General features: G+C 46.4%; 13 protein-coding genes and 1 other RNA gene. 7 read left to right on the forward strand and 7 right to left on the reverse strand.

Translation table 11 applies throughout. The annotated features are described in order from the left end of the window. The first annotated feature begins 6 nt into the window (after nt 1–6). The 3 genes from BMW79_RS10510 to BMW79_RS10520 are packed head-to-tail and all read left to right on the forward strand — an operon-like array spanning nt 7 to nt 2,921. Nucleotides 7–438 (forward strand): QcrA and Rieske domain-containing protein, encoded by a 432-nt coding sequence (locus BMW79_RS10510; RefSeq protein ID WP_089894239.1) that lies wholly within the window; start codon nt 7–9, stop codon nt 436–438. Between the two features lie 9 nt (nt 439–447). Then, nucleotides 448–1,533, forward strand: a complete 1,086-nt coding sequence (locus BMW79_RS10515; protein WP_089894242.1) for an imelysin family protein — start codon at nt 448–450, stop codon at nt 1,531–1,533. Nucleotides 1,534–1,541: 8 nt separating this feature from the next. Then, entirely contained in the window at nt 1,542–2,921 is a 1,380-nt protein-coding gene (locus tag BMW79_RS10520; RefSeq protein WP_089894245.1) for a di-heme oxidoreductase family protein, read from the forward strand. Between the two features lie 189 nt (nt 2,922–3,110). On the opposite strand, the gene BMW79_RS10525 is transcribed toward BMW79_RS10520, so the two are convergent. From BMW79_RS10525 to rplU, 7 genes are all read right to left on the reverse strand, one after another. Next, nucleotides 3,111–3,608: a GNAT family N-acetyltransferase gene (locus BMW79_RS10525; protein WP_089894248.1), complete on the reverse strand. Its 498-nt coding sequence runs from the start codon at nt 3,606–3,608 to the stop codon at nt 3,111–3,113. A 1-nt stretch (nt 3,609) separates the two neighbouring features. Next, a complete protein-coding gene (locus tag BMW79_RS10530) occupies nt 3,610–4,245 on the reverse strand; it encodes a DsbA family protein (RefSeq protein ID WP_089894252.1) in 636 nt (211 codons plus the stop codon). 67 nt (nt 4,246–4,312) lie between these two features. Next, the gene (locus tag BMW79_RS10535) at nt 4,313–5,017 is read right to left on the reverse strand and encodes a PrsW family intramembrane metalloprotease (RefSeq protein WP_089894255.1); all 705 of its coding nucleotides are present in this window, start codon (nt 5,015–5,017) and stop codon (nt 4,313–4,315) included. Continuing rightward, the gene (locus BMW79_RS10540; RefSeq protein WP_089896857.1) at nt 5,014–6,702 is read right to left on the reverse strand and encodes a DNA polymerase/3'-5' exonuclease PolX; all 1,689 of its coding nucleotides are present in this window, start codon (nt 6,700–6,702) and stop codon (nt 5,014–5,016) included. Before BMW79_RS10540 ends, BMW79_RS10535 begins: the two co-directional genes overlap by 4 nt. A gap of 119 nt (nt 6,703–6,821) precedes the next feature. Beyond that, nucleotides 6,822–7,304 carry a histone H1-like repetitive region-containing protein gene (locus BMW79_RS10545; RefSeq protein WP_089894259.1) on the reverse strand — a complete coding sequence of 161 codons (483 nt, stop codon included), beginning with the start codon at nt 7,302–7,304 and terminating at the stop codon, nt 6,822–6,824. Between the two features lie 64 nt (nt 7,305–7,368). Beyond that, nucleotides 7,369–7,647 carry a 50S ribosomal protein L27 gene (rpmA, locus tag BMW79_RS10550; RefSeq protein WP_089894261.1) on the reverse strand — a complete coding sequence of 93 codons (279 nt, stop codon included), beginning with the start codon at nt 7,645–7,647 and terminating at the stop codon, nt 7,369–7,371. A gap of 48 nt (nt 7,648–7,695) precedes the next feature. Beyond that, nucleotides 7,696–7,998, reverse strand: coding sequence for a 50S ribosomal protein L21 (gene rplU / locus BMW79_RS10555; RefSeq protein WP_089896858.1), 303 nt, complete (start codon nt 7,996–7,998; stop codon nt 7,696–7,698). 429 nt (nt 7,999–8,427) lie between these two features. Here rplU and BMW79_RS10560 point away from each other — a divergent pair, with 429 nt between their 5' ends. From BMW79_RS10560 to ssrA, 4 genes are all read left to right on the forward strand, one after another. Further along, complete coding sequence (locus BMW79_RS10560; RefSeq protein ID WP_089894264.1) at nt 8,428–9,927, forward strand: GH3 auxin-responsive promoter family protein; 1,500 nt, start codon at nt 8,428–8,430, stop codon at nt 9,925–9,927. A gap of 90 nt (nt 9,928–10,017) precedes the next feature. Next, nucleotides 10,018–11,184, forward strand: a complete 1,167-nt coding sequence (locus BMW79_RS10565; protein WP_089894266.1) for a 1-deoxy-D-xylulose-5-phosphate reductoisomerase — start codon at nt 10,018–10,020, stop codon at nt 11,182–11,184. An 85-nt stretch (nt 11,185–11,269) separates the two neighbouring features. Next, the gene (gene rseP, locus BMW79_RS10570; protein WP_089894269.1) at nt 11,270–12,604 is read left to right on the forward strand and encodes an RIP metalloprotease RseP; all 1,335 of its coding nucleotides are present in this window, start codon (nt 11,270–11,272) and stop codon (nt 12,602–12,604) included. Nucleotides 12,605–12,679: 75 nt separating this feature from the next. Further along, nucleotides 12,680–13,053, forward strand: a transfer-messenger RNA (tmRNA) gene (gene ssrA / locus BMW79_RS10575). Nucleotides 13,054–13,477 lie beyond the last annotated feature (424 nt).

Consider the following 13,477-nt stretch of genomic DNA (forward strand, 5'->3'; position numbering starts at 1 on the left):
CTACTCATGAATCCACTGAACAGAAGAAATTTTTTGAAGGATACCTGTAAAGCCTGCCTGGTGGGCGCCGTGAGCATTTCCATGATAGATTTCCTGGAATCATGCAGCACCGTAAAAACCTACAAGGCAGCTATGAATGGCAACCAGGTGGAAGTACCACTCAATTTATTTGATACCGCGCCGCTGCAGGTGGTAAGCCCGAAGAACTATGCGTACGAAATAGCAGTACGTAAGTTACCGGACAACACCTACGACGCGCTGTTGCTGCGCTGTACGCATCAGCACAACCCACTTACGCCTACCGGAAATGGCTATCTGTGTTCCGTACACGGCAGCCAGTTTGACAAAGACGGGAATGTAAAGAAAGGGCCGGCATCGACACACCTGTTGCAACTGAAAACCGAAGTAAACCAAAGTAATCTCATCATTCACGTATAAACTGCACACATGAAATATATTAAGTCAGCCCTCCTGGGAATAGTTGTCATCGGCGCTGTTTCCTGTTCAAAAAGCGATAAGCCGGATACCAATCCCACTACAGATTTTAACACCCTGAAAACGTCGTTTATTACCGATTTTGTAAGCAAAACGGCTATCCCGGGTTACAACGACCTGCAAACAAAAGCAGGTACTTTCGCCGATAAGGTGACCATCTTAAAGGCTACCCCCAACGAAACCAACCTCGCAGCCGCAAAGCTGGCCTGGCAAAATATGCGCAGTACCTGGGAACAGTGCGAAGGCTTCCTGTTCGGACCTGTAGAAGATGACGACCTGGATCCTACTATGGACACCTGGCCGGTGGATCAGAATGAACTGGATTCCGTACTCACCGGAACCGGTAAGTTGGGCGTTGAGGAAATCCAGCAACTGACTTTTTCCCTGAGAGGCTATCACCCGATTGAATATATTCTGTGGGGAGCAGATGGCAAGCGTAAAGCAGCCGACCTTACCGCCCGTGAAATAGATTACATCGTAGCGCTTACCACTGATCTGAAAAATATCTGTGATAAACTGGCTACCAGCTGGATTCCTTCTGGTGGCAATTATGCTAATAAATTACTGACACCCGGCGCCGCTGGTAATGTGTATAAGAAAAAACAGGACGTATTTATAGCAGTGGTAGATGGTATGTCCGACATCTGTGATGAAGTTGGTGGAGGAAAAATGAAAGAACCATTTGATCTGAAAGACGGTACCAAAGTAGAATCTCCCTTCAGCGGAAATTCTATCACCGATTTCAAAAATAACCTGATCGGCGCTTATAATGTATACACCGGCAATTTCCTGGGTAACAAAGGTGTGGGGCTGGATCAGCTGGTATCAGCAAAGAATGCCGCACTTAATAAAACCATTACGGAGAAATTCCAGGCGGCTATTGCATCCTTTGATGCCATTACCCTCCCTTATGAAAAGGCGATCCTGGATAACGGACAACGGGTACAGGCACAGAATACCATGAATGCTATCAATGCTTTACAGGTAGTATTGTCCGGTGATCTGAAAGATTTTGTAGTTAAGAATATTACTGATTAAGCGCTTCCATGCAACTTAGAAAGATATACGCGGTGGCTTTGATACTGGCATCTCCGGTGTTCCTGATGATGTGCAAAAAACCGGGAACATTTGATGAAAGTGAGTATGATCCGAGACTGAGCGGGGGAGAAGCCACTTTTTTTGATGCTACCAGTAAGGCTTTCAGTCATTCTATTCCCGGCCTGAATGAGCATGATCAGCATGTACATGATGTAGGGGATGACCAGTCGGACCAGACTTTTGTAACGGCGCCGGCTCCTGTAAACAGTGGGCTGGGGCCGATTTATAATAATGTAAGTTGTAAGAGTTGTCACCACAACGATGGAAAGGGGAATCCCACTACCGGTTTGAATACTTCTTCCATGCTGGTGCGTCTTAGCATACCGGGCGCCGATGCTAACGGTGGTCCTGTAGCGGTACCGGGTTTCGGTCTGCAGCTGCAGGATCTGGCGATCTTTGGCCGTCAGCCGGAAGCAAAGGTGAACATCAGCTATACCGACCAGGCGTTTATCTATCCTGATGGTAATACCACGATGATGCATAAACCGGTGTACCAGCTGACCAATCCTTACCTGCCGTTGCCAGGCAACGTGATGATCAGTGCGCGTATGGCGCCGCCGTTTTTCGGGTTGGGTTTACTGGACATGATTCCTGAAAGTACCATTACCGGTTTTGCCGCACAGCAGGCCAGTGATAACCGGGGCATCAGCGGCCGCCCGAACTATGTATATGATGTGGCTTCCGGCAAAAAGATGCTGGGCCGTTATGGTATGAAAGCCAATACGGCTACGTTGCTCACCCAGGTGGCAGCAGCCTATCAGCAGGATATGGGCGTGACCAGCAGGATATTTCCACAGGAAAGTGCTTTTGGCCAGTCGCAGAATGAAGGTCGTGCAGCAGATCCGCAGCTGGAAGATACCATCCTGGATGCCACGGTATTCTATATCAAAACGTTATCAGTGCCTGCGCGCAGGAATACCACAGATCCCCAGGTAAAACAAGGAGAGGTGCTGTTTACGCAGACGGGATGTGCCAGTTGCCATATTCCTACCGTGCAAACGGGAACGGATGTACGCTTTAAAGCATTGAGCAATCAGCGTATTCATCCCTATACCGACTTACTGCTGCATGATATGGGAGATGCGCTGGCAGATGGCCGGCCCGACTTCCTGGCCAGCGGCAGCGAGTGGAAAACGCCAGCGCTGTGGGGGATCGGTTTGTTTGAGAAAACGAATGGGATTCCTTACTATCTGCATGATGGACGAGCCCGGAGCCTTCCGGAGGCCATTTTGTGGCACGGAGGCGAAGCGGCAGAAAGTAAGGCCGCTTTTGTGAAGCTGAGTGCTTCCGAACGGGATAACCTGGTACTGTTTCTGAAATCGCTGTAAAGATTAATAAACTTAAAAGCAGCATCTTTTATATTATGATATAAAAGATGCTGCTTTTTTATGTTTGCTAAAATCCGCGTGCTAAGCATTATCGTACATAAGGGTATAACATTTAAATTTTAAAAAAGAGTTGTGTCTTTTAATGGTTAACTTGGGAACAGCCTGGTATCTCCTTACCGGGCTTTTTTTTTATAATGGTTTACGCATCACATAGTCGTCCATAATGTAACCCTGTCCAATATCCGTCTGCTTTTCTTTATACACACTGAATCCCTGTTTTTCGTAAAACTGCTTTGCCTTATTAAAGCGGTTCACGTCCAGTTCCAGGATGTTGGCGCCACGTTCTTTCACCTGTTCCGCCACCTGCAGCAGGAGGAATTTGCCTACGCCTTTTCCCTGGTAGCTGCCATCCAGGTAGATCTTATGTAATTTAAAGATGCCGCCGGTATCAGTAGCACTGTAGGCGGCAAACCCGATGGGTTTATCGTCATCCTGCAGAATGATAAACTGGTGTTGCAGTTCCGTGATTTGCTTTTCCAGCGAAGCGGTGCTGTACATCATATCCAGCATGTAAACTATCTGATCGGGTGTCAGAATAGACTGGTAAGTGGGTCTCCATATTCTGTCCGTCAGTTCCTGTATAACAGGGATATCCTTTACTGTTGCGGCTTTGATCTGATAGTTCATATTATAAGCTGTTATTTTCCCGTAGTATATTTTCGATGGTTTCTTCCAGTCTGTCGAGGGTGGTAAATCCCCTGGCGCAGAGATAGAGTTGTTTGCCGGTATCCAGTATCGCGGCCGGAAACCCGGTGATGCCCCAGTTTTGCACCAGCTGGAATTCCTGCTGGGTTTCGTAGCGGTAATGTTCATCGTGCAGGCGGCTGATGAATTCATCTTCCGGCAAACTGAATTTTTTGATGAGCGCGCGATAAGTACTGTCGTGGTTGAGGCTCTGGCCATGATAATTGAGCGCCACCTGCATATCATGTGCAAAGGTGATGGCGTTTTCCGGCTGGTATTCCTTGAATACAGTGAGGGCCACGCTGGGCTTTTCAGAGTCCATGATGTCTGCGGAGGGGAGTAGTTTCTCCAGGAAAGCTTCGCCGAATTTTACGCCGGTCATGTTTTCCACATTGGTATGTTCCCGCTGGATATAGGCAGCCATGGTGGAAAAGGGATGACGGTTATCGCCGGTGATCATGCCACCGGAGAGGACGCTGAATTCCATGTTCCCGTTGCTCCGTTGCTGCAGTTGCTGAATAACGGGTGTAAAGCCGTAGCACCAGCCGCAGAGCGGATCGTAAATATAGATGAATCTCATAGCAGTCAGCTTTTAGGTGTTGTTACCCAAAGGTAATTAAAAGCTGACTGCCGGAAATATAGAAAGGTTACTGGTTTTCCTGTTCAAAAAAATGCTGTTCATACAGTTTTTTGGAGAGGGCGCTGTCTTTACGTATAGCCCTGATGGATAGTCTCACTGCAAAGAACAGGGTAATCACAGAGGCTCCCATGAGGAAGATGTTATTACCGAGGAACAGGAAGAAATCGAAGGTACCGTGGAAGAAAACAGCGATCAGCAGGCCTCTGAACAGGAGGTTGTTGCTTTTATGGGGAACAAATTTAGCCAGGCCGGCATAGTAGCCCATCAGTACTGCAAAGGCGCCATGGGCGGGTACAGACAGGAACATGCGGGCAATGCCGGTACCCACGCCGTATTTGGCAACGTAGGCAATATTTTCAAGGGTAGCGAATCCCATCCCGATCATGACAGCATATACGATCCCGTCGAGCGGTTCGTTGAATGCTTTTTTGGGATAGGCAAACAGCAGGAGGACCAGGAATTTGGCAGTTTCTTCCGAGATACCAACCACGCCATAGGCAAAAGCGGCGGTACCAAGCAGGGTGCCATTATTTTCCCGGAGTCCCAATGTTACGGCGAGGCCTTGCACCACGAGAGGGAGGGCCACGCAGACCATGCCCAGCAGGAAACTTTTTATCAACAGGCTGGTGGGTTCACGGTCGTATTTGTCGATCAGGTAAATGAAGAGACAAATAGCGAAACCGGGGGCCACGGCCAGTGCCAGTAGCATCATGAAGGGATATTTTTTTGTTGTTTACGCTGTAGCAGATAATTATTCAGCATGTCAACAGTGTAACTGCTAAGATTGTTTGCTTTCGTGATGCCACCTTTCTGTGCGGCGAGGGTGCCGTATTGAATATCCTGGAATCCGTGGATGCTGTGGGCATCCGGGTCGATGGAGATCAGCACGTTTTTCTCCAGCGCGTAGTGCAGCCAGGTCCAGTCGATATCCAGCCGGCGGGGATGGGCATTGAGTTCTATCACCACATTATTGGCAGCACAGGCATCGATGATAGCTTTATGATCCACGGGATAACCATTGCGGCTAAGGAGCAGGCGGCCGGTCATGTGTCCGAGGATGGTCGTATATGGATTTTCGATGGCTTTGATTAAGCGGGCCATTGCTTTTTCTTCTGTCATCTTGAGATTCGAATGCACAGAGGCAATTACGAGGTCAAATTTCGCCAGGATTTCATCCGGATAGTCCAGTGCGCCATCATTGAGGATATCGGATTCTATGCTCTTAAAAATGCGGAATGGCGCCAGTTTTATATTGAGTGCATCAATCTCGGCATGTTGTGCCAGTATTCTTTCGATATGAAGGCCATTGGCATAAAATGCGGAGCGGGAGTGATCGCTGATCACGAGATATTCGAAGCCCTGAGCTTTGGCGGCGGTGGCCATTTCTTCCAGGGAAGATTCGCCATCGCTCCAGTTGCTATGGGAGTGGATAATGCCTTTGATATCGGAAGAAACGATCACTTCCGGCAGTTGATGCTGGCGGGCGAGTGAAATTTCGTTGGCGCCTTCCCGTAGGAACGGGGGAATAAAGTCCATTCCGGCGGCGGTGAAGATGGCCTCTTCAGATGTAGCGCCAGAAATAAACGCAGCGCCTCCGGCGGCATGAAACTGGTCAATGAAAGCCGTCGAGCCGGTGGTATTGAATAAGGTGGCGTGGAACTGTGCAGGTTCGCAACTGTGTGTAATTATTTTCAGTTTCTCTTCCAGTTGCCATACGAGGTTGGTATCGTTGGTGGTGGTGAGGGAGAATCCGGGCAGTGTAGCCAGTTGTTGTTGTACGATAGCTACGGGAGCAGCAATGAGGAGTTCAATTTCATCGATGATAATGCTGTGGCGGCGAAACGCTCCGGTGAGGGAAACGGGTATGGGCGCCAGGAGTTGCTGGAGTTGTTTTTCCAGTTGTTGCCCGGTGGCAGCTACTTCTGCGAAGAGGAAGCGGTGCCTGTTGGAGAGATAGAATTCGATGTTCTGGCGTACGCTTTCCTGGGTTTTGGCGCCGAAACCTTTGAGGAGCATCAGGCGGTTTTCGTTGCAGGCGTAAAGGAGTTCGCCCATGGATTCTATTTCCAGTTCTTTCCAGATGGTAGCTATTTTCTTGGGTCCCAGACCTTTGATCTTCATGATCTCAAGGATACCTGCGGGCGTAATTTCCAGGTAGTGGTTCAGGAGTGGGAATTGTTGGGTATCGAGCATTTCGAGGATACTTTTCCCGGTAGATTCGCCGATCCCTTTGATCCGGAATATTTCTTCGCGGGGGGTATCTTTTAAGGGAGTGGGCAGCTTTTCGATGGTGAAGGCTGCGGAGGCGAAGGATTTGGCTTTGAAGCTATTTTCTCCGTGGATGTCCATCAGTTTGGACAGGAGGGAGAAGTTATCTGAGATTGCATAATTATCCATGCCGTAAAAATACGGAGTTAGGGGGAAAATAATGCGGAGGTGATGGGTGAGAGGGGGTACAAAAAAAGATCCCGGCATAAATGCCGGGATCCTTATAACTACATTTTGTAATTCCGATCTTAGTTAGCCGGAGTTGGAGGAACTGTTGGTGCAGCAGCAGGTGCTTTTTTAGGAGCAGCTTTCTTCTTAGCAACAGGTTTCTTCGCAGGAGCGGCTTTCTTAGCAGCAGCTTTCTTAGGAGCGGCTTTCTTAGCAGCAGCTTTCTTAGGAGCGGCTTTCTTAGCAGCAGCTTTCTTAGGAGCAGCTTTCTTAGCAGCAGCTTTCTTAGGAGCGGCTTTCTTAGCAGCAGCTTTCTTAGGAGCGGCTTTCTTAGCAGCAGCTTTCTTAGGAGCAGCTTTCTTAGCAGCAGCCTTTTTAGGAGCAGCTTTCTTAGCAGCAGCTTTTTTAGGAGCAGCTTTCTTAGCAGCAGCTTTCTTTTTAGGAGCAGCTTTCTTAGCGGCAGCTTTTTTAGGAGCAGCTTTTTTTGCAGCAGCTTTCTTAGGAGCAGCAGCTTTCTTTTTAGGTGCAGCTTTCTTAGCAGCCGCTTTTTTAATTGTTGCCATTGTTTTTTGAATTTGGGTTAGTAAAAAAATTGGGTATTAAAAAAAACTTTATGGCTAACACTGATTAGGCTTCCGCCTGAGCAGTGGTATCAAATGCTTTAACAGAAACGTAAGTTTTGTTTTCGCGACCTTTTCTGAATTCAACTACACCGTCAGTTACTGCGAAAATGGTAAAATCTTTACCAACGCCTACGTTTTGACCGGGATGGTAAACAGTACCTCTCTGGCGAACGATGATGTTGCCGGAGATTGCTGGTTGACCACCGAAGATTTTAACACCCAGCCTTTTGCTGTGGGAGTCACGGCCGTTCTTTACACTACCTTCACCTTTTTTATGTGCCATTGTATAATAACTTTAAACTTGTCTAATAATAAGTTAGCTTAATACGAATTAAGCTATTTCATTGATTTTGATTCTTGTAAAGTGGGTTCTGTGACCAACTTTCTTTCTGAAGCCTTTTCTTCTCTTCATCTTGAAAGCGATGACTTTGTCACCCTGAACATGAGCCAGAATCTCTGCTTTTACTACTGATTTTACATCAGTGCCTACGGACAGCGTACCAGCATTATCTGTTAACAGTACATCGGAAAACTCCACCTTGTCTCCAATATTTCCTTGTAACTGCTGTACAAAAATTTCCTGGTCTTTTTGTACTTTAAATTGCTGACCTGCGATTTTTACAACTGCAAACATAATTATCCAAAATATAATTTCCGCAAAAGTAACCTTTTGTTTTATAATAGACAAAGTTTTTCGGTCTTTTTTAAATCACAATGTATAAACACATGTGAAGGACCGACAAAAGCTTAATCTTTTCAAAGATACATACTTTCTTGAATTTTAAATTATTTTAACAAATTATACTTTAGCCTGTGGGCAGTTATATCCACATCTTTATGCTATTTCCGGATCATTTAAAAACAGCTATCTTGCTGTGCAAACCAACGCAAATTTGTATACTTTTGTCGTTTACGCGAATAAAAACAGATAAGATGAGAACATTTATTTATTTGCCTGTTTAGTGTCCGGTTGCCGGAAAAACCCTTTGAAAACCGGTCAGGATTAAATTTTCAGATAAATAGATATGCTCAACTTTAGTCTCTCAATCATAAAATAACAGGCATGAAGTTTAAATCACTGCTGGCCAAACCATTTGCTTCTATCGTTCATAACAGGATAAAGAAGGAAATGTTAAGGGCGGTGGAAGATCAGGATGCTATCCTGCAGGAGCTCTTAAAGACAGGCAGAAAGACGGAATTCGGGACAGATCATAAGTTTAGTGCGGTACAAACCCACGAAGAATTTAAGCAGGCTGTTCCCTTACGGGATTATGAGCAGTTTAAGCCATATGTAGAGAAAATAAAGGAAGGAAAGCAGAATGTGCTGTGGAAAGGACAGCCCATTTACCTGGCCAAAACTTCCGGCACCACCAGCGGTGTTAAATATATACCCATTTCAAAGGAATCTGTCAACAATCATATAGATACCGCCCGTAATGCGCTCTTGAATTATATGGGAGAAACAGGTAATACCGCCTTTGCAGATGGTAAAATGATCTTTTTATCAGGATCCCCTGAATTGGAAAGAGTAGGTGGAATTCCTACCGGCCGTCTCAGCGGCATTGTAAATCACCATATTCCCCGCTACCTGCGTACCAATCAGTTGCCATCTTACGAAACGAACTGTATCGACGACTGGGAAACCAAGCTGGACCGCATTGTGGAAGAAACGATTAACCAGGACATGACCCTGATCAGCGGAATACCGCCCTGGGTACAGATGTACTTCGACCGCCTGATGGAGCGCAGCAATGGCAAGCGGATAAAAGAAATATTTAAAAACTTTGATGTGATGGTGTACGGCGGGGTGAATTTTGAACCTTACCGCGCCAAACTCATGGCCGCCATCGGATCGCCGATCCATACCGTAGAGACTTTCCCTGCTTCCGAAGGGTTTTTTGCCTTCCAGGATTCGCAGGACAAAGAGGGTTTACTTTTGAACACCAATTCAGGCATCTTCTATGAATTTATACCCGCCCAGGAAATTTTCAATGAAAATCCTACACGGCTGTCGCTCAAAGATGTGCAAACCGGTGTAAATTACGCCATGGTTATCAACAACAACGCCGGATTATGGGGGTATAACCTCGGTGATACGGTTAAGTTTGTGTCTACCAACCCTTACCGGTTGCTGGTAACAGGCCGTATCAAGCACTTTATCTCGGCATTTGGAGAACATGTGATCGGAGAGGAAGTGGAGCATAGCCTGATGAAGGCGGCAGCAGAAGAAAATGTGCAGATCACAGAATTTACGGTAGCCCCGATGGTACAAACCAGTGGTGAACTGCCTTATCATGAATGGTTTGTGGAGTTTGAACAGATGCCGGCAGATATGGCCGCCTTTTCGAAGAAAGTGGATCTGTACATGCGTCAGAAGAATATTTATTATGATGATCTGCTGACCGGTAATATTTTGCAACCCCTGAAGATAAGGACTGTACGTAAACAGGGCTTTATCGATTATATGAAAGCGATTGGAAAACTGGGAGGTCAGAACAAAGTACCTCGATTGAGTAACGACAGAAAGCTGGCAGATGAACTGGCAGCGTATTTACAGAAATAACCGGCGATTCTGAAGCTGAACAGCTGTCTGGCTATTTACCGGCGGCTGATTCTTCATTTTTTGTTAACTGTAAAAAAGTAAATCACCGTAATGAATAAACGAAAGATTGCCATTTTCGGGTCCACCGGATCTATTGGCATACAGGCCCTGGAGGTGATCGCTGCGCATCCCGACAGATTTAGTGTAGAAGTATTGACCGCTCAACAGAATGCGGACCTGCTGATAGAGCAGGCGCTGAAATTCAAGCCCAACGCGGTTGTGATAGGCAGTGAAGCAAAGTACAAACAGGTAAAAGACGTATTATTTGATAAAGGCATTAAAGTATTTGCCGGTCCGAAAGCCATGGTGGAAGTAGCTGCCTGGAGTTCGATCGATATGATGCTGGCGGCTATCATGGGATTTGCCGGTCTCGCACCTACTTTATCTGCCATAGAACAGGGCACTCCGGTGGCATTGGCCAACAAGGAAACCCTGGTGGTAGCCGGTGATATTGTAATGGCCACCGCCCGAAGAAAGAATGTACCCATTATCCCGGTGGATTCTGAGCATTCTGCTATCTTCCAATGCTTGCTGGGAGAACCTTTCAGCAAGGTGGAAAAAGTAATACTGACCGCCTCCGGCGGACCTTTCCTCGGAAAGAAGCCCAATTTCCTGATCAATGTAAAGAAAGACCATGCCCTGCAGCATCCTAACTGGAGCATGGGTGCAAAGATCACCATCGACTCTGCCACGCTGATGAACAAAGGCCTCGAAATGATCGAAGCACGCTGGCTGTTTGGCCTGGCGCCCGAGAATATCGAAGTGGTTATTCATGCGCAATCTATCATTCACTCCATGGTGCAGTTTGTGGATGGTTCCCTCAAAGCTCAGATGGGCTTACCGGATATGAAACTGCCGATCCAGTATGCACTGGGTTATCCGGACAGACTGGCCAACGACTTCCCCCGATTTTCCTTCCGCAACTATCCGTCGCTGACTTTTGAACAGCCGGATACCAAAACGTTCCGCAACCTGGCTATCGCCATTGAAGCGATGCAGAAAGGCGGAAACGCAGCGTGCGTAATGAATGCGGCCAATGAAGAAGTAGTGAATGCGTTCCTGAAAAACAGGATCGGTTTCCTGCAGATGACGGAAGTTATTGAAGAAACACTGGGTAAAATACCGTTTATTGAAACCCCGACATTGCACGATTATTATGAGTGCGATAATGCTGCACGTGAACACGCTGCATCCCTTATCAATTCTATCGTTATATAAACTGTCCGTAAAAAATTAACAAAGAGTTTTGCCGGAATATGTATTAAAACTGATATATTAGGCAGATTAAAGCAGAAACAACTAAATGACTACAGAGGTAATATTGGTGAAAGCCGGGCAGTTATTACTGTCGCTCTCTATTTTGGTAGTATTGCATGAGTTAGGCCATTTTATCCCGGCCAAACTGTTCAAAACCAGGGTGGAAAAATTCTATTTGTTCTTTGATCCATGGTTTTCTCTTTTCAAGATCAAGAAAGGGGAAACAGAATATGGCGTCGGCTGGCTACCGTTGGGAGGATATGTAAAGATATCCGGGATGATAGATGAGAGTATGGATAAAGAGCAACTGGCCAAACCTCCGCAGCCATGGGAGTTCCGGGCAAAGCCGGCGTGGCAGCGGCTGATCATTATGATCGGCGGTGTGACGGTAAATATTATCCTTGCGTTCTTCATTTATGCGATGATGTTATGGTACTGGGGCGAAACCTATCTCCCTACTGCTGCTGCAAAATATGGTGTGGTAACCGATTCCCTGGCCCGCAGCATTGGTATGCAGGACGGCGATAAGATCCTCACCATCGATCACAAACAGGTAGAAGGATTTGATGAAATCCCCGGCCAGGTGATCCTGCATGAGGCCAAAAGTATCCAGGTAGAACGTGATGGTAAAACCCTTGACCTGCCGGTTCCGGATGGTTTTATCCGTCAGTTGCTGAAACAGAAAGCACCTTTTGCGTTGCCCCGTTTGCCTTATGTGGCCGACAGTACCCGTCCGGGTAGTGCCGCCGCCGCAGTAGGAGTAAAGAAAGGTGACCAGCTGGTAGCCATCAATGGCATCTCGGTTCCTTACTTCAACGACTTTGCGAAAGAGATCAAAAAACATAAGAGTGAGGATGTGATTGTAAGCGTGATCCGTAACAACGATACGCTGAACCTGTCTGCCCACCTGAACGAGAAAGGAGAATTCGGTGTATACCCGAAAGATCTGTTTGAATACAAAACAAAAACCTATACTTTCTTCCAGGCCATTCCCGCCGGTTTCCACAAAAGTGTTGACAAGCTGGTGAAATATGTGCAACAGCTGCGGTTGATCTTTGTATCCAAAGAAGTGAAGGTGAGCGAGTCGCTCGGTGGTTTTATGACCATCGGTAACCTGTTCCCTGATGCGTGGGACTGGAGAATGTTCTGGGAGATGACAGCGTTCCTGTCTATTATCCTGGCATTCATGAATATCCTGCCTATTCCGGCGCTCGATGGCGGCCACGTACTCTTCCTCCTGTATGAGATCATTACAGGCCGTAAACCCAGTGAGAAGTTCCTGGAGTATGCACAGATTGTGGGGATGCTGATCCTGTTCAGTTTGTTGTTATTCGCGAACGGACTGGATGTATGGAGAAACCTGCTGAGTAAGTTCTTCTAAAAATATTACTGGCATTTGAGACGTGTAACGTTTCAAATGCCAGTTTTTTAGTTTATCTTTGTAAACTATTTTACCGGGGATGCCTGGTTTTGACAGCATAGATCTTTGAAAGTGTAAGCATGCCGTGCGTTGGATAATTAGCACGATAATCTGAATATTCAAACTCTAATTGGCGAATCTAACTACGCCATGGCTGCCTAATTTAGAATTAGACACCCATTATAGCCGCCCGAAGTTGTTGCCTTATGCGACTTCCGCCGCCGAATCATAAACCCATAGGGATAGGCATTCATGGTTTCTGTGAGTGGATGCTGAAGCTACAACGGATAAGGAAATGGTTGGTTCGTTACGCCCCTGCCAGATCCCGACAAAACAATGCGTAAATAAGCATGTAGAAAGCTTTCGGCGAATATGTTTGGACGCGGGTTCGATTCCCGCCATCTCCACAGAAGGGGAGAGCAGCAATGCTCTCCCCTTTTTATTGCTATAACAGCTTCTTCAGGATGGCACACATGGAGTAATTTTCTCTGCAAAAGATAAGCTGTTATTCCGCTGCGATATTAAGTTGTTGATTTCAGTCAAAATACTTTTGCATGCGATCAGTAAGTGTTTGTTATCACGTCCCTTCTTTACAGTAAACTGCCTTGTTCAATTTTTGCAGAAAAGATATTTTGGGATATCCCTAATGTCTAAACTCCTCAATTTCTTGCCAGCGTCTACGGTGGATGTTTTAATAAAGCCTTTACTTTCTTAAATGTAGAGCAGCTTATACATGGTGTTAGCGTATTTAATGAAGCATTAATTATCCCGGTTTTGTTGTATCTCATGCTCTTAATAATTATATCTTTATTTTTCCACTAAAATGCAAATTAA

Source organism: Chitinophaga arvensicola, from assembly GCF_900110835.1.
In the GTDB taxonomy this organism is placed as follows: Bacteria; Bacteroidota; Bacteroidia; order Chitinophagales; family Chitinophagaceae; genus Chitinophaga; species Chitinophaga arvensicola.